The 18,252-nt window shown below is 59.5% G+C and carries 15 protein-coding genes; 6 read left to right on the top strand and 9 right to left on the bottom strand.

What is annotated here, in order from left to right:
- Window positions 1-151 precede the first annotated feature (151 nt).
- The 4 genes from nirB to cobA are packed head-to-tail and all read left to right on the top strand — an operon-like array spanning window position 152 to window position 6,380.
- On the top strand, window positions 152-2,605 hold the full coding sequence (nirB, locus tag ACZRN6_RS01690; RefSeq protein ID WP_464007070.1) for a nitrite reductase large subunit NirB: 2,454 nt from the start codon (window positions 152-154) through the stop codon (window positions 2,603-2,605).
- Window positions 2,602-2,919, top strand: a complete 318-nt coding sequence (nirD, locus tag ACZRN6_RS01695) for a nitrite reductase small subunit NirD (protein ID WP_464007071.1) — start codon at window positions 2,602-2,604, stop codon at window positions 2,917-2,919. Before nirB ends, nirD begins: the two co-directional genes overlap by 4 nt.
- Window positions 2,919-5,627 (top strand): nitrate reductase, encoded by a 2,709-nt coding sequence (locus ACZRN6_RS01700; RefSeq protein WP_464007072.1) that lies wholly within the window; start codon window positions 2,919-2,921, stop codon window positions 5,625-5,627. The genes nirD and ACZRN6_RS01700 overlap by 1 nt, the downstream gene beginning before the upstream one ends.
- A 9-nt stretch (window positions 5,628-5,636) precedes the next feature.
- The gene (cobA, locus tag ACZRN6_RS01705) at window positions 5,637-6,380 is read left to right on the top strand and encodes a uroporphyrinogen-III C-methyltransferase (protein WP_464007073.1); all 744 of its coding nucleotides are present in this window, start codon (window positions 5,637-5,639) and stop codon (window positions 6,378-6,380) included.
- 60 nt (window positions 6,381-6,440) lie between these two features.
- Here the strand turns inward: cobA and ACZRN6_RS01710 are convergent, their stop codons facing one another.
- The 8 genes from ACZRN6_RS01710 to ppsA form a co-directional block, all read right to left on the bottom strand.
- Entirely contained in the window at window positions 6,441-7,430 is a 990-nt protein-coding gene (locus ACZRN6_RS01710) for an OmpA family protein (protein WP_464007074.1), read from the bottom strand.
- Window positions 7,431-7,537: 107 nt separating this feature from the next.
- Window positions 7,538-8,128 (bottom strand): RNA polymerase sigma factor SigX, encoded by a 591-nt coding sequence (gene sigX / locus ACZRN6_RS01715; protein ID WP_322143904.1) that lies wholly within the window; start codon window positions 8,126-8,128, stop codon window positions 7,538-7,540.
- Window positions 8,129-8,215: 87 nt separating this feature from the next.
- Window positions 8,216-9,040, bottom strand: coding sequence for a mechanosensitive ion channel family protein (locus ACZRN6_RS01720; protein ID WP_322143903.1), 825 nt, complete (start codon window positions 9,038-9,040; stop codon window positions 8,216-8,218).
- A gap of 2 nt (window positions 9,041-9,042) precedes the next feature.
- The gene (locus ACZRN6_RS01725; RefSeq protein WP_322143902.1) at window positions 9,043-9,288 is read right to left on the bottom strand and encodes a CrfX protein; all 246 of its coding nucleotides are present in this window, start codon (window positions 9,286-9,288) and stop codon (window positions 9,043-9,045) included.
- Window positions 9,289-9,373: 85 nt separating this feature from the next.
- Window positions 9,374-10,369, bottom strand: coding sequence for a zinc transporter ZntB (locus ACZRN6_RS01730; RefSeq protein WP_322143901.1), 996 nt, complete (start codon window positions 10,367-10,369; stop codon window positions 9,374-9,376).
- A 25-nt stretch (window positions 10,370-10,394) separates the two neighbouring features.
- On the bottom strand, window positions 10,395-10,886 hold the full coding sequence (gene rraA / locus ACZRN6_RS01735; protein ID WP_003215007.1) for a ribonuclease E activity regulator RraA: 492 nt from the start codon (window positions 10,884-10,886) through the stop codon (window positions 10,395-10,397).
- A 222-nt stretch (window positions 10,887-11,108) separates the two neighbouring features.
- Window positions 11,109-12,098, bottom strand: a complete 990-nt coding sequence (locus ACZRN6_RS01740; protein ID WP_464007075.1) for an alpha/beta fold hydrolase — start codon at window positions 12,096-12,098, stop codon at window positions 11,109-11,111.
- 107 nt (window positions 12,099-12,205) lie between these two features.
- Window positions 12,206-14,581: a phosphoenolpyruvate synthase gene (gene ppsA, locus ACZRN6_RS01745; RefSeq protein ID WP_322143899.1), complete on the bottom strand. Its 2,376-nt coding sequence runs from the start codon at window positions 14,579-14,581 to the stop codon at window positions 12,206-12,208.
- Window positions 14,582-14,759: 178 nt separating this feature from the next.
- Here ppsA and ppsR point away from each other — a divergent pair, with 178 nt between their 5' ends.
- Window positions 14,760-15,578 carry a posphoenolpyruvate synthetase regulatory kinase/phosphorylase PpsR gene (ppsR, locus tag ACZRN6_RS01750; protein ID WP_010176424.1) on the top strand — a complete coding sequence of 273 codons (819 nt, stop codon included), beginning with the start codon at window positions 14,760-14,762 and terminating at the stop codon, window positions 15,576-15,578.
- A gap of 204 nt (window positions 15,579-15,782) precedes the next feature.
- Here ppsR and ACZRN6_RS01755 read toward each other — a convergent pair whose 3' ends face one another.
- A complete protein-coding gene (locus ACZRN6_RS01755) occupies window positions 15,783-17,207 on the bottom strand; it encodes an aminotransferase-like domain-containing protein (RefSeq protein WP_416152065.1) in 1,425 nt (474 codons plus the stop codon).
- A 99-nt stretch (window positions 17,208-17,306) separates the two neighbouring features.
- Here ACZRN6_RS01755 and ACZRN6_RS01760 point away from each other — a divergent pair, with 99 nt between their 5' ends.
- A complete protein-coding gene (locus ACZRN6_RS01760; RefSeq protein ID WP_416152064.1) occupies window positions 17,307-18,251 on the top strand; it encodes a DMT family transporter in 945 nt (314 codons plus the stop codon).
- Window position 18,252: the final 1 nt, after the last annotated feature.

The following is an 18,252-nucleotide window of genomic DNA, read 5'->3' on the forward strand; positions in this document are numbered from 1 at the left end:
TTCCCATCAACACACATATAGCCGCACCTTCAACGTCGAAGGTCGAGCTTCCCGAGAGAACGGGACCAGGACAAAGGCGTCCTCGCTACTTACCTAGCGGGGACGCCTTTTTTTGTTGCGCACGATTTGTCGAGCCATTGCGGAGAACGACATGAAGAAACTCAAACTGGTGATGATCGGCAACGGCATGGCCGGGGTTCGCACCCTTGAAGAATTGCTCAAACTGAGCAGCGACCTGTACGACATCACCGTCTTCGGCGCCGAGCCCCACACCAACTACAACCGCATTCTGCTGTCGCCGGTGCTGGCCGGTGAGCAGACCTTCGAAGAGATCGTGCTCAACGATTTGAGCTGGTACCTCGATAACCACATCAAGCTGTTGCTCAACCGCAAAGTGGTGCAGATCGACCGGGTAAAACGCAAAGTCATCGCCGAAGACGGCAGCGAGGCCGAATACGATCGCCTGCTGATCGCCACCGGCTCTACGCCGTTTATCCTGCCAATCCCCGGCAATACGTTGCAGGGTGTGATCGGCTACCGCGACATCGCCGACACCCAGGCCATGATCGACACCGCCAAGACCCACAAGCACGCCGTGGTGATCGGCGGTGGCCTGCTGGGCCTGGAGGCCGCCAACGGCCTGATGCTGCGCGGCATGCACGTGACCGTGGTGCATATCGGCGAGTGGCTGTTGGAGCGACAACTGGACAAGACCAGCGGCCAACTGCTGCAAACCGAACTGGAGAGCCGTGGCCTGGTGTTCCGCCTGCAGGAACAAACCCAGGCGCTGCATGACGCGGGCAATGGCCGCGTGGGTTCGGTGCAATTCAAAAATGGCGATGTGATCCCGGCAGACCTGGTGGTGATGGCCGCCGGTATCCGCCCCAACACCGAACTCGCAGAAAAATCCGGCATCCCGTGCAACCGTGGGATTCTGGTCAACGACACCCTGCAAACCTATGACCCGCGCATCTATGCCATCGGCGAATGCGCCAGCCATCGCGGGATCGCCTACGGCCTGGTCGCGCCGCTGTTCGAACAGGCCAAGGTCTGCGCCAATCACCTGGCGCAGCTAGGCTTCGCACGCTACCAGGGCTCGGTGACCTCGACCAAATTGAAAGTCACCGGCATCGACCTGTTCTCCGCCGGGGACTTCATGGGCGGCGAAGGCACCGAGACCATCACCCTGTCCGACCCGATTGGTGGCGTCTACAAAAAGCTGGTGATCAAGGACGACATCCTCGTCGGCGCCTGCCTGTACGGCGACACCGCTGATGGCGGTTGGTATTTCCGGCAAATCCGTGAGAACCACGCGATCGGCGAGATCCGCGACCACCTGATGTTCGGTGAAAACGCCATCGGCGACGTAGGCCATCAGGGCCAGGACAAAGCCATGAGCATGGCTGACACCGCCGAAGTCTGCGGCTGCAACGGCGTGTGCAAAGGCACCATCGTCAAGGCGATTCAGGAACACGGGCTGTTCAGCGTCGACGACGTGAAGAAGCACACCAAGGCCGCCAGTTCCTGTGGTTCGTGCGCAGGGTTGGTGGAACAGATCCTGATCAACACCGTGGGCGGCGCAGCAGACGTCAAACCGAAAAGCGAAAAAGCCATCTGCGGCTGCAGCGATCTCAACCACGGGCAGATCCGCCAGGCCATCCGCGATCAGCACCTGCTGACCATCGCCGGCACCATGAGTTACCTGAACTGGCGCACCCCGAACGGCTGCGCCACCTGCCGCCCAGCGCTGAATTACTACCTGATTTCCACCTGGCCCGGGGAGGCAAAAGACGACCCGCAATCGCGCCTGATCAACGAGCGGGCTCACGCCAATATTCAGAAAGACGGCACCTACTCGGTAGTCCCGAGGATGTGGGGCGGTGTGACCAATCCGTCGGAGCTGCGGCGCATCGCCGATGTGGCCGACAAGTACAACGTGCCGATGGTCAAAGTCACCGGCGGGCAGCGCATCGACTTGCTGGGTATCAAGAAGCAGGACTTGCCCGGCGTATGGAAAGACCTCGATATGCCGTCCGGGCATGCCTACGGCAAATCCATCCGCACCGTGAAGACCTGCGTCGGCAGCGAGTTCTGCCGCTTTGGGACGCAAAATTCCACGCAACTGGGGATCGAGCTGGAGCATGACTTGTTCAATATGTGGTCGCCGCACAAGGTCAAGCTGGCGGTGTCCGGTTGCCCGCGTAACTGCTCGGAAGCTGGGATCAAGGACGTGGGAATTATCGGCGTCGATTCCGGCTGGGAGATGTACATCGGCGGTAACGGCGGGATCAAGACCGAGGTCGCCGAGTTTTTCGTGAAGTTGAAAACCGCTGAAGAAGTGCGCGAATACAACGGCGCGTTCCTACAGCTGTACCGGGAAGAAGCCTTCTACCTGGAGCGCACCGTGCATTACTTGCAACGGGTGGGCATGGAGCACATCAAGAAAGCCGTACTGGAAGACCCGGCACGGCGCCAGGCGCTGAATGAACGCCTGCAATTCTCCCTGTCATTCGAACAAGACCCATGGAAAGAACGCCTGGAACAACCGCTGCTGAAAAAGGAATTCGACACCATTCCCGTCAAACTGTTGGAGGTGCCGGCATGAACTGGCTGGATATCTGCGCCCTCGAAGACATCAACGCCCTGGGCTCGCGCATCATCACCGGGCCAAAAGGCGATATTGCGATTTTTCGTACCAGTGACGACGAAGTGTTCGCCCTCGACGACCGCTGCCCGCACAAGGGTGGCCCGCTGTCCCAAGGCTTGATCTACGGCAAACGCGTGGCCTGCCCGCTGCACAACTGGCAGATCGACCTGGAATCCGGTGAAGCCCAGGCGCCGGACGTCGGCTGCGCCCATCACCACCCGGCGCGCGTGGAGAACGGCCGGGTGATGTTGGCGCTGCGGGACGCCGGTTGATGAACCGCCAGACCACCGCGTCTACCTGCTGCTACTGCGGGGTCGGTTGCGGCGTGCTGATCGAGCATGATGGCTCGCAGATCCTCGGCGTCAGTGGCGACCCGAGTCACCCGGCGAACTTCGGCAAGCTGTGCAGCAAGGGTACCAGCCTGCACCTGACCGGCGACCTCACGGCCCGCGCGCTGTACCCGGAACTGCGGCTGGGCAAGGGCCTGGCCCGCACCCGCACCGACTGGGACACCGCGCTGGAGCACGCGGCCAACGTGTTTGCCGAGACCATCGCCGAACATGGGCCGGACAGCGTGGCGTTTTATATCTCCGGGCAGTTGCTGACGGAGGATTACTACAGTTTCAACAAACTGGCGCGGGCGCTGGTGGGCACCAATAACATCGATAGCAACTCGCGGCTGTGCATGTCTTCGGCGGTGGTTGGCTACAAACGCAGCCTGGGGGCCGACGCGCCGCCGTGCAGCTATGAGGACCTGGAGTCGAGTGACTGCGTGATGATCGTCGGCAGCAACATGGCCTACGCCCATCCGGTATTGTTCCGGCGCCTGGAGGAAGCCAAAGCCCGTCGACCACAGATGAAGGTGATGGTAATTGACCCCCGGCGCACCGACACTTGCGACCTGGCGGACCTGCACTTGGCGATTTTGCCGGGTACAGATGTCGCGTTGTTCCATGGGATCTTGCACCTGTTGCTGTGGGAAGACTGGATTGATCGCGCGTTTATCCAGGCCCACACCGACGGACTGGCAGAGCTGAAACGCCTGGTTCACGACTACACACCGCAAATGGTCACGCAGTTGTGCGGGATCAGTGTCGAGCAACTGCGGCTGTGCGCGGAATGGGTCGGCACCTCGGCGAGCTTCCTGTCGTTGTGGTGCATGGGACTTAACCAGTCCACCGCAGGCAGCGCGAAGAACAGCGCCTTGATCAACCTGCACCTGGCGACTGGCACCATTGGCCGCGCCGGCTGCGGACCGTTCTCCCTGACGGGTCAGCCGAATGCCATGGGTGGGCGGGAAACCGGCAGTTTGTCGAACCTGCTGCCTGGGCATCGTGAGGCCGCCAACCCCGAACATCGGGCACAAGTGGCCGCCTATTGGGGGGTTGAACAACTGCCGGCCAACACCGGGCTGACCGCCATCGAATTGTTTGAACAGATGCAGGCGGGCAAGATCAAGGCCCTGTGGATCGCCTGCACCAACCCGGCCCAATCCCTGCCCGACCAGAACACCGTGCGCCTTGCCCTGGAGGCATGTCCGTTCGTGGTGCTACAGGAGGCCTTTCGTACAACCGAAACTGCGCGTTTCGCCGACCTGTTGCTGCCGGCGGCGAGCTGGGGTGAGAAAGAAGGCACGGTCACCAACTCTGAACGGCGCATTTCCCATGTTCGACAGGCCATCGTCCCACCTGGGGAAGCGCGGCCGGACTGGGCAATTACCGTAGATTTTGCCCAGCGCCTGGAGCAACGCCTTTGTCCCGGAAAACCGGGTCTTTTTGACTTTGAGCAACCGGCGCAGATCTTTGATGAATACAAACTGCTGACCCGTGGGCGCGACCTGGACCTGTCGGGTATCAGCCACGCCCTGCTGGACCGGATCGGCCCACAGCAATGGCCATTTCCGACCAATGCAGTGAATGGCACCCCCCGCCTGTACACCGACGGAGTGTTTCCTACCGAGACTGGCCGCGCGCACTTTGTGGCCGACCCTTATCGCGCCGCCAAGGAGCAGCGTGATGCGCGTTTCCCACTCACCCTAATCACCGGCCGCCTGCGGGACCAATGGCATGGCATGAGCCGCACCGGAACTGCTGCGCAGCTGTTTGGGCATGTCAGTGAAGCACTGCTCAGTTTGCACCCGGATGAACTGCGCCGGCATCGTTTGAAGGAAGGCGACCTGATCAGCCTGAAAAGCCGGCGCGGCAGTGTGATTGTCGCCGTCGGCAGCGATGAAAGCGTACGTCCCGGCGAGGCATTCCTGCCGATGCATTGGGGTGACCGCTTTCTCAAAGGCGGCGTGAATGCACTCACCCAACCGGCGTTCGACCCGCTGTCCAAGCAGCCGGAACTCAAACACAGCGGCGTGCGGCTGGAGCCGGTGCAATTGCCCTGGCATTTGTTTGCGCTGATTGAAGGCGATGTGCAGCAACACTTTGAAGCCTTGCGACCGCTGTGTGAGGGCTTTGCCTACGTCAGCCTGAGCCTGACCGGGCGTGAGCGGCCCGCCCTGCTGATTCGTGCGGCGCATCACGAGGCTCCCGCGCTTGAGCTGCTTAAGCAAATTGACCAGTTGCTGGGCCTCAATGACGGTCCGGTCATGGCTTATGACGACCCGCGCCGCTCCATTGGCAAGCGGGTAAAAATTGAAAAGGGCCGTATTACCGCGATCCGACTGGCTGGCGAAACCCTGGCTCGCCACTGGTTGCAAAGCTTGTGGCTGGAAGGTCGAACCGATGACCAACTGCGCCGCTGGCTGCTGGCGCCATTGAGTGCGCCGCCGGGGGGCGGCTCGACCAGTAACAAGACGTTGTGCAACTGCAAGAACGTCAGCGAAAGCGCGGTGTGCGCCGGCATTGCCCGGGGCCTGGACCTGAATGGGCTGAAGCAGGAACTGGGTTGCGGCACGCAATGCGGCTCCTGTGTGCCGGAAATCAAACGGCTATTGGCGAGCGGCACGCAGCCAATCGCGATCACGGTGTGAGGGAAGAACATGAGCGCAAAAGTCTGGTTGGTAGGCGCGGGCCCCGGCGATCCGGAGCTGCTGACGCTCAAGGCGGTACGGGCCCTGCGGGAAGCCGATGTGGTGCTGACCGATGATCTGGTCAACCCGGCGCTGCTGGAACATTGCCCTTCGGCACGGCTGATTACGGTGGGTAAACGCGGCGGCTGTCGCTCCACGCCGCAGGCATTTATCCACCGCCTGATGTTGCGCTATGCCCGGCAAGGCAAGTGCGTGGTAAGGCTCAAGGGCGGCGATCCATGCATTTTTGGTCGTGGTGGCGAAGAGGCGGCGTGGCTCAGGCTACGAGGGGTGGAGGTGGAGTTGGTCAACGGCATTACTGCAGGGCTGGCAGGGGCAACGAATTGTGACATCCCGCTGACGCTGCGCGGTATCAGCCGTGGCGTAACACTGGTCACCGCCCACACCCAGGACGACAGCAGCCTCAATTGGCGGGCGCTGGCCGAGGGCGGCACGACGCTGGTGATCTATATGGGGGTGGCGAAGCTGGGAGAGATTCGCCAGCAGTTGCTGGAGGGCGGCATGAGCGATGACATGCCGGTGGCGATGATCGAAAACGCCTCGTTGCCACAACAGCGTGAATGCCGCAGCAGCCTTTTGCGGATGCAGGAAGATGCCCAGGACTTCGCCTTGAAGAGCCCGGCGATTCTGGTGATTGGCCGGGTTGCCCAAGCGACACAGGCGGTCGACGCCTTGGCCAGCCTCCAGGCCTGAGGCAAATTCCAGACGAAAAAAAGCCCGGCCTAAGCCGGGCTTTTTTCTACAACTCAGTAATTACTGAGCTGCTTGAGCTTCTACCGATGCTTCTACGCGACGGTTGATAGCACGGCCAGCTTCAGTTGCGTTGTCAGCAACTGGGCGGGATTTGCCATAACCAACCGAGCTTACACGGTTAGGAGCGATACCGTCTTTGACCAGGACTTGCTTAACAGCGTCAGCACGACGCTGGGACAGCTTCTGGTTGTAAGCGTCAGGACCGACGGAGTCAGTGTGACCTTCAACAACGGTGGTGGTTTGTGGGTACTGTTTCATGAAGTCAGCGAGGTTTTTCACGTCGCCGTAGCTGTTAGGCTTAACAACCGACTTGTCGAAGTCGAACTTCACGTCCAGCTCAACACGAACAACCTGAGCAACCGGAGCTTCTGGCTCTGGAACTGGCTCTGGAGCTGGTGCTGGTGCTGGGGTAGGAGCTGGAGCTGCTGCGCCAGCGTTACCGCCGAAGTTTACGCCCAGGCCGACCAGTGCGGAGTAATCCCACTTGCCGTTGTCGATTGCGTAGTCAGCTTCAACACCGGCACGAGCGTACAGGTTGTTGGTGAAGTAGTACTTCACACCGGCGCCAGCGATAGCCAGAGTCGATTGATCGCGACCTTTGTGGCCGTCGTCTTCTACGTTGCTACGGCTCTGGTGACCGAAACCACCTTCTACGTATGGACGCAGCGAATCAACGCCAGCCTGACCGAAGTGATACTGGGCAGTGATGCTACCAGTGTCGCCGCCGATCTTCTGGTTGCCAGTACCGTTGTTCGAACGGGTGTGGTTGGTTTTGTCGTAGGACAAGTTCAACGACAGGTCGTCGGTCAGGAAGTAACCGATGCGAGCGCCTGGATTGAAGCCGTCTTCGATATTCTTGACGCTATCGTTGTACTGCTTCTTGTAGAACAGCTCGCCTTCAACTGCGCCTTGGCCTTGTGCCAGAACGCCGAAAGAAGTAGCGGCAATAAGAGTACCAATGGCCAAGCCCAAGGTGTTTTTCAGTTTCATCCGTTAAATCCCCATCTGGTGATTGTAAAGCAGTCCCACATACCGGGGGACAACTCGGCGACAAGTCTAACAGAACTTGCCTACACGTAAGAGATATTTGCCACGCACTAAGTTTCAGTACTGCCCGCAAATTTCTCACGTAATTTATCTAGAGCACGTTTGTAACGCATTTTTGTAGCACTCAAACCCATGTGCATGATGTCAGCGATTTCCTGAAATTCCAGCTCTGCGACAAATCGTAGCACCAGAATTTCACGGTCAATCGGATTCACATACACCAGCCAGCGATCGAGTCCGCCCTTTTCCTCGGGTGCCGGCGCCTTTTCTTCAGACGCTTCCTCAAGGGGGTCCAGACTCAAAGCGTCCATCAAGCGACGCTTTCGCCGTTCCTTCCGATACTGCGTGATGCACTCGTTGTACGTGATGCTATAAAGCCATGTCTTGAACTTCGATTTGCCCTCGAAGTTCTTCAGGCCGTACAGCACCTTGAGCATCACTTCCTGACAGACATCATCCGCATCTCTATCGTTCCCTAAATACCTTGAACAAACGTTGAACAGAGTGCGTTGATACCTGCGCATCAATTCTTCGTACGCGCGTGTTACGTGAAACAGCTCCGTGTGCGCGCGCGCGACCAACTCCTCATCAGAGAGCTCACGGGGGTCATAGCGCGTGGACAGCGTTTGGGCTTTATTCAAAACAAGTCGTGCCGACAGTCAGGTCAATGTCCGCTACAGCCTGGATACCCAGGATTGCGGCGGCGTACATTAGCAGGATTCGCCGGGTTAGCGGCTAGTCACATGCTGTTCCAGCAAGATCCGGTTCGAAAGCGACACCAGTTCGCCATCGTCAGTCAGCACTGTCGTCTTGACCGTGCCGATCTCCTCGATCTGCCCTTCGACCTCGCCCACACGCACTTGTTGCCCAACCTGATACAACTCACGCACATAGATTCCCGCAAGAATCTGCCCGGCAATTTCCCGGCTTCCCAGTCCCATGGCCAGCGCAACAGCCAGACCAACGGTAATCAAAACAATCACAATCACGTGGTTCAGCAGGTCAGTCTTGACCTCCAACTGGCTGATCGCGACCGAAATACTGATGATAATGACCAGCCCCTGGGCGATTCGCCCTAAGCCGCCGGCATAATCCAGCCCTACCCCTTCAGCCGCGCCACGCACCAGGCCATTGGCCAGTTGCGCCAGCAAAACCCCTACCAGCAGTACCAGCGCGCCGCCGAATACCTTCGGCAAATACAGCGCCAGCATGTCGAGCGTAGCTGAAACTCGCTCAAGTCCAAGGGATTCAGCCGCAGAAACCAGAAAAATCAGCAAAACAAACCAATAAACGATCTTCCCGATCAATGTCGAGATCGGTACTTGCAGCCCCGCGCGCCCCAGGATCTTGGTCAGGCCGGTGCCACCCATCAAGCGATCAAGGCCCAGTTTAGCCAGCAATTTGGAGAGCAGGGTGTCGAGCAGCTTGGCCACGACAAAACCCAGCAGTACCACCACCAGTGCACCAAACAGGTTGGGAATGAAATTCGCCACCTTGGTCCACAACGCAGTCATTGCAGCTACAAGACTCTGGGTCCAGAGATCAAGTTCCATATTCATTCAGCCTTATCAGCAGTGCGAGCAAGAGGTTTACGACGGGAAACCGGTGAAACATGGGCCGAACCATTGTTCAGGGCCATCATCAACGCCGGCAACCAACGACCGAGCAGGCCGAACAGGTCTCCCGCCCCAACCTGGCGGTTGGCGGTTTTTAATACGCGACCCAGGCACGCATCGTCATCCCGGTTGGAGGACGAGGCATTGAGCATGTCACGCAAAGACTGTTCGAACGGATCGTGCATAAGGACCTCTCGCAAGTGATTTAAAAGACGAGGGTAAAATTCTTCAGGTCACATGACCTGTTTCCACGTTCAGGTCACATTCAGGTCAGACCCAACGTAAACGTCGGAACAACCACCATTGGCCGACGGCCACCGAGACCATCATCAGGCAGGCGATCAAGAACCCATAAGGGCTGGAAGAGAACGGAATACCGCCCACATTGATCCCCAGCAAACCGGTCAAAAAACTCATCGGCAGAAAGATTCCGGTGATGATCCCAAAGCGGTACATCGTGCGGTTCATACGCAGGCTCAAGCGCCGGTCTTCAGTCTCAAGCACAAGCCCCACGCGCTCCCGGGCCAATTCCAGCTCTTCCAGGTAACGGGTCAGGCTGTTGTTCAATTCGTTCCAGTAGTCAGCATCGTCGTCACAGAACCAGGGCAACTTGATCCGGGTCAACTGCGCGAAAATATCCCGCTGCGGCGACAGGAAACGTTTCAGCCCGGCGGCGCGTCGGCGGATCTGCAAAACGCTGCCATGCTCCGGAGTATACCGTTCGTCGGCATCCAGTTTTTCTTCTTCGATATCGACAATTTCCGACAGGTCGCTGACCAGATCCTGAACCTTGTTGGTCAGGTACTGCGCCATATAAAGGACCAGTTCCGAGGCGGTTTTCGGCCCTTTGCCATCTGCCAGTTGCACCAGCAACTCATCGGTGGCGCGCAATGGGCGCAAACGCAGGGAAATCACGCGGGCCGCCGAGGCGAAGATCCGCACCGAGACCATGTCCTCCGGCTCGGCACCGGGGTTAAGGTTAACCCCGCGCAAAAACAGCAGCAGCTCGGCATCCGGCAGCGGCAACAGGCGTGGGCGGGTGTTCTCCTCCAGCAGCAAGTCACAGGCGAACTCGCTTAAGCCGCTGGATGTGCGCAACCAGGTCTGGGTTTGGGGATGGCTGCGATCCCAGTGCAGCCACAGGCTTTCCTGAGGCCGCAGTTGCAGCTCATCAAGCTCTGTCCGGGCAATCGAACGCGCGCCACCTTTACCGTCCAGCACCAGGGCATGCACCAGCCCCCACTGCGCGTTTTCTTCCTCGAACATCCTCACCCCTGTCGGCTACTGCTGTTTATTCAGGCATTTTCAGCGGGCTGGGGGAGACGATGACACCATTATTGTCGGCGTACACATACTCACCCGGGCGAAAGGTCACGCCGGCGAATGTGACCGCCACGTTCAAGTCGCCAATACCGCGCTTGTCAGTTTTCATCGGGTGGCTGGCCAGGGCCTGCACGCCGAGGTCGGTTTGGGCGATCACGTCCACATCGCGGATGCAGCCGTAGATGACCAGCCCTTCCCAGCCGTTTTTTGCGGCTTTCTCGGCGATCATGTCGCCCAGCAACGCGCGGCGCAGGGAACCACCACCGTCAACCACCAGCACCTTGCCGGCGCCATTGAGCTCGGCTTGCTCCTTGACCAGGGAATTGTCTTCAAAGCACTTGATGGTCACGATCTCGCCACCAAAGGAGTCTCGGCCGCCAAAATTGCTGAACATCGGCTCAACCACCTGCACCAGCTCCGGGTAGGCGTCACACAGGTCGGGGGTAAGGTAATGGTTCATCGAGAAACTCCTGTAGGTGAAGGAAGGTGTCGAACATCCCACTGTTTACTTACATCTGGAAACGCTTTGCCATGAAGCTTCTTTAATCCGGGTCGAATAATCCGGCCCCACGGGCAGCAACGCAATACCCACTGCGCGACTGAATATGACCAGAAGCACCCGACGCGTCGTATCTTATCCGCTACGCCAACCAAGCGAAACGCCCCTGTTAGAGCCTTGCGGTCAAACGGCCTCAAGCTCCCGCGACTCCGCCCCCGTCAAAGGTGTGAGCGGGTGTTTCAGCCAGCGCGTCACCAATGGCCAGACTTGCGCCTGGGCGGCCTTGCTGACGAGCATCTCGACATGCCCGAAATCCCCGCTGAACCCTTGCTGGCGCCCCAGGCACAGGTACTGGCGATGCTCGGAGCCGACTTGCTCGAAGAGTTTGCGACAGGCCCAATCCGGGTCTTGGTGATCGCCGGCAGCGCTCACCGCCAACAGCGGCACGTCGACCGCTGCCAGGCCCTTCCACCAATCCTGCTTCCCTTCGCCAAAACGGCCGAACAGGCCGTTCCAGCGCATGGCTTCGATCAACACGCCCGCCGGCTCGTCCTCTGGGCCGCGCTTGAACCGCGGGCCCGACAATTGGCCGAAACGCTTCAGGAGCAGGCGACCGGTCCATTCCACTGGTGGCAGTTTCAACGGCCAATGGCTGCGGCTGACCTGGCAGCCAAACAGCGCCACCGAGGCCACTGCCGGCGCGCCAAGGTGCTGCCCACCCAGGGCTGCAGCCAAGGTGATGCCACCCAGGGAATGCCCGATCCAGTGGGGTACCTGCCCGCTTTGCTCGCGCACAAAGGCGGCAATGGCCGGCAAGTCGTAGCGAGCATAGTCGGCGACGCGGTTTTTGGCGTAGTCGTGGTTACGCCGCGACAGCCCGTGGCCGCGCATTTCCGGGATCCAGACGTCGAACCCTTCACGCGCCAGGTAAGCGCCCAGGCCGATACCCTTGGGCGAATACCAGAAGCGCCGATTGGAGAAACTGCCATGCAACAAAACCACCGGCACGCCCCGGTTTTCCGGGACATCGGCCAGGCCCAGGCGCGTCACGGCCAGCTCGACAGTGCCGTCGGGGCTGTTACCGGGTTTCAGCCGGTACACATCTTCACTCAGGTCGCCACGACGTTCAGCGCTGATCAGGGCGACGGGAAACAGGTTGCTGCTGCTTTGCATAATGCTCTTGCACAAAAAAGGGCGGCGTCCGGAAGGAGTTCCGCCCTGTACAGAATGAGAAATGCCGGCCAACCGCAGGGTTGACCGGCACTTTGGGGTGTTGCGTCTTACGCCGGGGCTTGGCCTTCAGCCAGGAAGAACCAGGTTTCCAGTACAGAATCGGGGTTCAGCGAGACGCTTTCGATGCCCTGTTCCATCAGCCATTTGGCCAGGTCCGGGTGATCGGAAGGGCCTTGGCCGCAGATGCCGATGTACTTGCCAGCCTTGTTGCACGCCTGGATGGCGTTGGCCAACAGCTTCTTGACCGCAGGGTTACGCTCGTCGAACAGGTGGGCGATGATCCCCGAGTCGCGGTCCAGGCCCAGGGTCAGCTGGGTCAGGTCATTGGAGCCGATGGAGAAGCCGTCGAAGAATTCCAGGAACTCCTCGGCCAGGATGGCATTGGACGGCAGCTCGCACATCATGATGACGCGCAAACCGTTCTCGCCACGGGACAGGCCGTTTTCGGCCAGCAGGTCCACAACCTGGCTCGCCTCACCCAGGGTGCGCACGAACGGCACCATGATTTCGACGTTGGTCAGGCCCATCTCGTTGCGCACGCGCTTGAGGGCACGGCATTCCAGCTCAAAGCAGTCGCGGAAAGCTTCGCTGATATAACGCGAGGCGCCCCGGAAGCCCAGCATCGGGTTTTCTTCTTCCGGCTCGTAGAGCTTGCCGCCGATCAGGTTCGCGTATTCGTTGGACTTGAAGTCCGACAGCCGCACGATGACCTTTTTCGGGTAGAACGCCGCCGCCAGGGTGCTGATGCCTTCCACCAGCTTCTCGACGTAGAAACCCACCGGGTCGTTGTAGCCGGCAATGCGCTTGTCGACGCTGTCCTTGATGTCCGGCGGCAGGCCGTCGTAGTTCAGCAAGGCCTTGGGGTGCACGCCGATCATGCGGTTGATGATGAATTCCAGGCGGGCCAGGCCCACACCGGCGTTCGGCAACTGCGCGAAATCGAAGGCACGGTCCGGGTTGCCGACGTTCATCATGATCTTGAACGGCAGGTCTGGCATGGCGTCGATGGAGTTTTGCTTGATGTCGAAGCCCAGCTCACCTTCGAAGATAAAACCGGTGTCGCCTTCAGCGCAGGACACGGTCACGCCCTGGCCGTCTTTCAACAGTTGGGTGGCGTTGCCGCAACCCACAACCGCTGGGATCCCGAGTTCACGGGCGATGATCGCCGCGTGGCACGTACGCCCACCACGGTTGGTGACAATGGCGCTGGCGCGTTTCATCACCGGTTCCCAGTCCGGGTCGGTCATGTCGGAAACCAACACGTCACCTGGCTGGACCTTGTCCATCTCGGACACGTCTTTGATGATCCGCACCTTGCCGGCGCCAATGCGCTGGCCGATGGCACGGCCTTCCACCAGCACGGTGCCGGTTTCCTTGAGCAGGTAGCGTTCCATGACGTTGGCCGAGGTGCGGCTCTTCACGGTTTCAGGGCGGGCCTGGACGATGTACAGCTTGCCGTCGTCACCGTCCTTGGCCCATTCGATGTCCATCGGGCACTTGTAGTGCTTCTCGATGATCATCGCCTGCTTGGCCAGTTCGCTGACTTCGGCGTCGCTCAGGCAGAAACGCGCGCGCTCGGCCTTGTCGACATCAACGGTTTTTACCGAGCGACCGGCCTTGGCCTCGTCGCCGTAGATCATCTTGATTGCCTTGCTGCCCAAGTTGCGGCGCAGGATGGCCGGGCGGCCGGCTTCAAGGGTGTGTTTGTGGACGTAGAATTCGTCCGGGTTCACCGCGCCTTGTACGACGGTTTCGCCGAGGCCGTAGGCACCGGTGATGAACACCACATCGCGAAAGCCCGATTCGGTGTCCAGGGTGAACATCACGCCGGCCGTGCCGGTTTCCGAACGCACCATGCGCTGCACACCGGCAGACAAGGCCACCAGCTTGTGGTCGAAACCCTGGTGTACACGGTAGGAAATGGCGCGGTCGTTGAACAGCGAGGCAAACACTTCCTTGGCCGCGCGGATCACGTTTTCTACGCCGCGGATGTTCAGGAAGGTTTCTTGCTGGCCGGCAAAGGAAGCGTCTGGCAGGTCTTCGGCGGTGGCCGAAGAGCGCACGGCGACGGCCATGTCCGGGTTACCGGCCGACAGCGCGGCAAACGCGGTGCGGATCTCGGCGTTGAGCTTCTCGGGGAACTCGGCTTCCATGATCCATTGGCGGATCTGGGCGCCGGTCTTGGCCAGGGCGTTGACGTCATCGACGTCCAAGGCATCCAGGGCAGCGTGGATCTGGTCGTTGAGGCCGCTCAGTTCGAGGAAATCGCGGTAAGCCTGGGCCGTGGTGGCAAAACCACCGGGCACCGAGACACCAGCGCCTGCAAGATTACTGATCATCTCGCCGAGGGATGCGTTCTTGCCCCCCACATGCTCTACATCATGGACGCCGAGCTTATCGAGGGAAACTACGTACTCTACCAAGGTGATCTCTCCACTTTCTGTGTTGGAAAAGCTCAGGACGCCGGTGGCTCAGTAGGAGCGGTTACCGGCGTTTGTGGCCTGGACCTGGAAAATAAGTGAGAATGCGGCCCACTGCGGGACGGCAAAATCGCGCCTATCATATCCAAGATTCGTCATCAGCTTAAGGCCCAAGGCTCAAATGAAACGATCTGCTTTCTTTATCTCCGACGGCACCGGCATTACAGCCGAAACCCTGGGTCAAAGCCTGCTGGCGCAGTTCGAAAACATTACCTTCAGCAAATTCACGCGACCCTATATCGACAGCGTGGATAAAGCGCGAGCCATGGTACAACAAATCAATCTGGCCGCCGAAAAAGACGGATTTCGCCCGATCATTTTCGACACCATCGTCAATCAGGACATTCGTGAGATCCTCGCGACTTCCAATGGTTTCATGATCGACATCTTCTCTACCTTCCTGGCGCCGCTGGAACAAGAGTTAAGTGAACATTCGTCATACTCCGTCGGAAAATCTCACTCCATTGGCCACAATTCCAACTATATGGAGCGGATCGAGGCGGTGAACTTCGCCCTCGACAACGACGACGGCGCCCGCACGCACTACTACGACAAGGCCGATTTGATCCTGGTGGGCGTGTCCCGCTGCGGCAAAACACCGACCTGCCTTTATATGGCCATGCAATTCGGGATTCGGGCGGCCAACTACCCGCTGACCGAAGACGACATGGAGCACCTGACGCTGCCCGCCGCGCTGCGCGCGCACCAACACAAGCTGTTCGGGCTGACCATTGACCCGGACCGCCTGACGGCGATTCGCAATGAGCGCAAGCCCAACAGCCGTTACTCCAGCTATGCGCAGTGCGAATTTGAAGTGCGGGAAGTAGAAAATCTGTTCCGCCGGGAGAATATTGCGCACATCAATTCCACGCATTTTTCGGTGGAAGAGATTTCGGCGAAGATTCTGGTAGAGAAAGGCGTGGAGCGGCGGTTCAAGTAAATACTCTCGCTGGCCAAGGTGCTTGTGTGGCGAGGGAGCTTCTGTGGCGAGGGAGCTTGCTCCCGCTCGACTGCGCAGCAGTCGCAAACCAGACGACTGGTATTTAACTGACACCAACCGGTGAATGGCCTTGGGGCTGCTTCGCAGCCCAGCGGGAGCAAGCTCCCTCGCCACAGGGGTCAAGTTCACAACAAGCCGTTGGGTTCACAGGTGAAACCTACCCCCGCCCTGCCCCAGCGCCGTCGCCAGCGCATCAAACCCTGCCAGCAACAACTGATCATCCCCCGACGTGTTGCAGATGCTCGCCCGGATAAACTGCGGCACTGCCGTCTGCCCCACCGCAAACGCCTCGGCGGTGGCGATCAGGTAATTGTTCTGCTTTAACTCCGCCTCGATTTCCGACGCGCGCCAGGGCTCCGGGACTTCGATCCAGAAGTGCGGGCTATTTAAGTGGGTGCGGTACTCCAACCCAATCAACAACCCTTCAACCAACGCCTTGCGCCGGCTGATTTCCTGGATCTGCTGGTGCAGCAAGTGCTCTGCCGTGCCGTTTTCGATCCATTGCGTGGCCAGTTCCAGGGTGACCGGGGTCGCCATCCAGCAGGTCGAGCGCAAGGCCGCAGAAATTCGGCTGACCAACGCCGGCGGCGCGTGCACATAACCAACACGCAACCCCGCCGATACCGCCTTGCTCAGGCTGCTGATCAGAATCGTACGCTCCGGGGCGAAATGGCTCAGGGGCGGCGGACGATCCTCCACCAGCACGCCGTGGGCCTCGTCCTCCAGAATCAGCAGGTTGTGTTCACGGCACACCTTGACCAACGCCTCACGGCGCGCGACCGACAGCACCGCCGTCGTAGGATTCTGGATAGTCGGCGTGCAATACAACGCCGACACCCGGTGATTGCGACAGACTTCATCCAGCGCGCTCGGCAGCAAGCCTTCTTCATCCATTTCCAGGCCAATCAGGCGTATCCCCAGCATCCGCGCGGCGGTGATCAGCCCCGGATAGGTCAACTGCTCGGTCACCACCGTGTCTCCGGCGCGCAACAGCGCCATCAATGCACAGAGCAGCCCGTGCTGGCCGCCGTTCACGCAAATCACCTGCTCGGGAATCGGGTGGAAATCCCGCTGCACCAGCCACTGCGCACCCGCCGCACGGTAGCGCGGCAGGCCAGCATCCGGGGTGTAGGCACTGATGTCCTGCAAGAACTTGGCATTGGTGGCCAGCGTCTGGAAGCTCTGGGCCAGGAACGTGGTCTCCTGCCCCGGGATATGCATGTTGCGGCTCATATCGAAGTATTGGCGCGGCTCGTCGCTGAAGTTGCGAAAACCCTCATCCCGCTGGCGCTCCATCCCACGCTTGCGTACGAAGGTGCCGTCACCGACCCGCGCGACCACCAGCCCCAGCCGCTCCAGCTCACCGTAGGCCCGGCTGATAGTGCCAATGGTCACCCCCAGATTGTCGGAAAGCACCCGATGGGGCGGCAGTTTTCTTCCCGGTTCAATCAAGCCTTCAAGGATGCCCCGCTCCATGACATCGGACAGGCGTTTGTACTTCACGCCCTGCCCGCTGGAGAGTCCTTCTCGCATAATTGACACCATGTCAATATTTGTTTTGACAGCCATCATTCGCCCTAATAGTGTGCTTTTACGGGTTCAATCACCGAATCAAGGCACTCAATATAGAGGTCAATTCGGTCTCATGGAAGCAATGTCACGATGCCAATGTCCGCCGTTCTAGAAAACGCTGAAAAAACAAAAACTCACAAGCAGTGGTTGGGTGGGCTGATTACCAGCGTGATGTTTCTGATTGTCTGCCTGAGCTGGGGCACCACCTGGCTTGGGATCAAGATTGCCGTAGAGAGCGTACCGCCGCTGACCTCTGCCGGGCTGCGGTTTTTGATCGCGTTTCCGCTGTTCCTGTGTTTCGCCTGGGTGCGCCGCGAGCCGATCCTGTTTCCCCGGGAAAGCCGCTGGTTCTTCGTATTCGTGACGCTTTCCTACTTCAGCGTTCCGTACTACCTGCTCAACTACGGCGAGATGCATGTCTCGTCCGGCCTTACCGCGCTGCTGTTCAGCTGCATGCCGGTGTTTATCCTGATTTTTTCTGCGCTGTTCTTGCGTGAGCGCATCTACTTTTCGCAGGTGGTGGGTATCGCCATCGGTTTCGGCAGCCTGTACATGATCATCAAGAGCCAGGGCCTGCACCTGGACCATGCCGAATTCTTCGGGGTGCTGGCGATCCTGGCCGCCGCGATCATGCATGCCTTGTGCTACGTGATTACCAAGAAACAAGGCAGCGCCATCAGCGTGATCACCTACAACACCCTGCCCATCGGCATCGCCGGGCTGATGCTGTTTGTCGCCGGGCTTTTCTTTGAAACCCCGACCTTCGAAGACATCACCCTGCGCTCCTGGAGTGCGCTGTTCTACCTCGGGCTGGTGGCCTCGGTGGGCGGGTTTATCGTGTATTTCATGCTGCTCAAGCGCCTGAGCCCGATCATTTTGTCGTTCGTGTTCATCATCTTCCCGGTGTTCGCGGTGATCATCGGCGCCTGGTACGAAGGCCTGCAGATTTCCAAGGACCTGATGATGTATTCGGCGATCCTGCTGGCCGGTTTTGCCATCACCAAGCTGCCCATCGAGAAACTCCTGGCGAAGAAAAACTGAG

Source organism: Pseudomonas sp. A125 (genome assembly GCF_055409485.1).

Coding starts and splice junctions, on each gene's coding strand:
- nirB (WP_464007070.1), top strand. CDS start 152: ATGAAGAAACTCAAACTGGTGATGATCGGCAACGGCATGGCCGGGGTT.
- nirD (WP_464007071.1), top strand. CDS start 2,602: ATGAACTGGCTGGATATCTGCGCCCTCGAAGACATCAACGCCCTGGGC.
- ACZRN6_RS01700 (WP_464007072.1), top strand. CDS start 2,919: ATGAACCGCCAGACCACCGCGTCTACCTGCTGCTACTGCGGGGTCGGT.
- cobA (WP_464007073.1), top strand. CDS start 5,637: ATGAGCGCAAAAGTCTGGTTGGTAGGCGCGGGCCCCGGCGATCCGGAG.
- ACZRN6_RS01710 (WP_464007074.1), bottom strand. CDS start 7,430: ATGAAACTGAAAAACACCTTGGGCTTGGCCATTGGTACTCTTATTGCC.
- ACZRN6_RS01720 (WP_322143903.1), bottom strand. CDS start 9,040: ATGGAACTTGATCTCTGGACCCAGAGTCTTGTAGCTGCAATGACTGCG.
- ACZRN6_RS01725 (WP_322143902.1), bottom strand. CDS start 9,288: ATGCACGATCCGTTCGAACAGTCTTTGCGTGACATGCTCAATGCCTCG.
- ACZRN6_RS01730 (WP_322143901.1), bottom strand. CDS start 10,369: ATGTTCGAGGAAGAAAACGCGCAGTGGGGGCTGGTGCATGCCCTGGTG.
- rraA (WP_003215007.1), bottom strand. CDS start 10,886: ATGAACCATTACCTTACCCCCGACCTGTGTGACGCCTACCCGGAGCTG.
- ACZRN6_RS01740 (WP_464007075.1), bottom strand. CDS start 12,098: ATGCAAAGCAGCAGCAACCTGTTTCCCGTCGCCCTGATCAGCGCTGAA.
- ppsR (WP_010176424.1), top strand. CDS start 14,760: ATGAAACGATCTGCTTTCTTTATCTCCGACGGCACCGGCATTACAGCC.
- ACZRN6_RS01755 (WP_416152065.1), bottom strand. CDS start 17,207: ATGGCTGTCAAAACAAATATTGACATGGTGTCAATTATGCGAGAAGGA.
- ACZRN6_RS01760 (WP_416152064.1), top strand. CDS start 17,307: ATGTCCGCCGTTCTAGAAAACGCTGAAAAAACAAAAACTCACAAGCAG.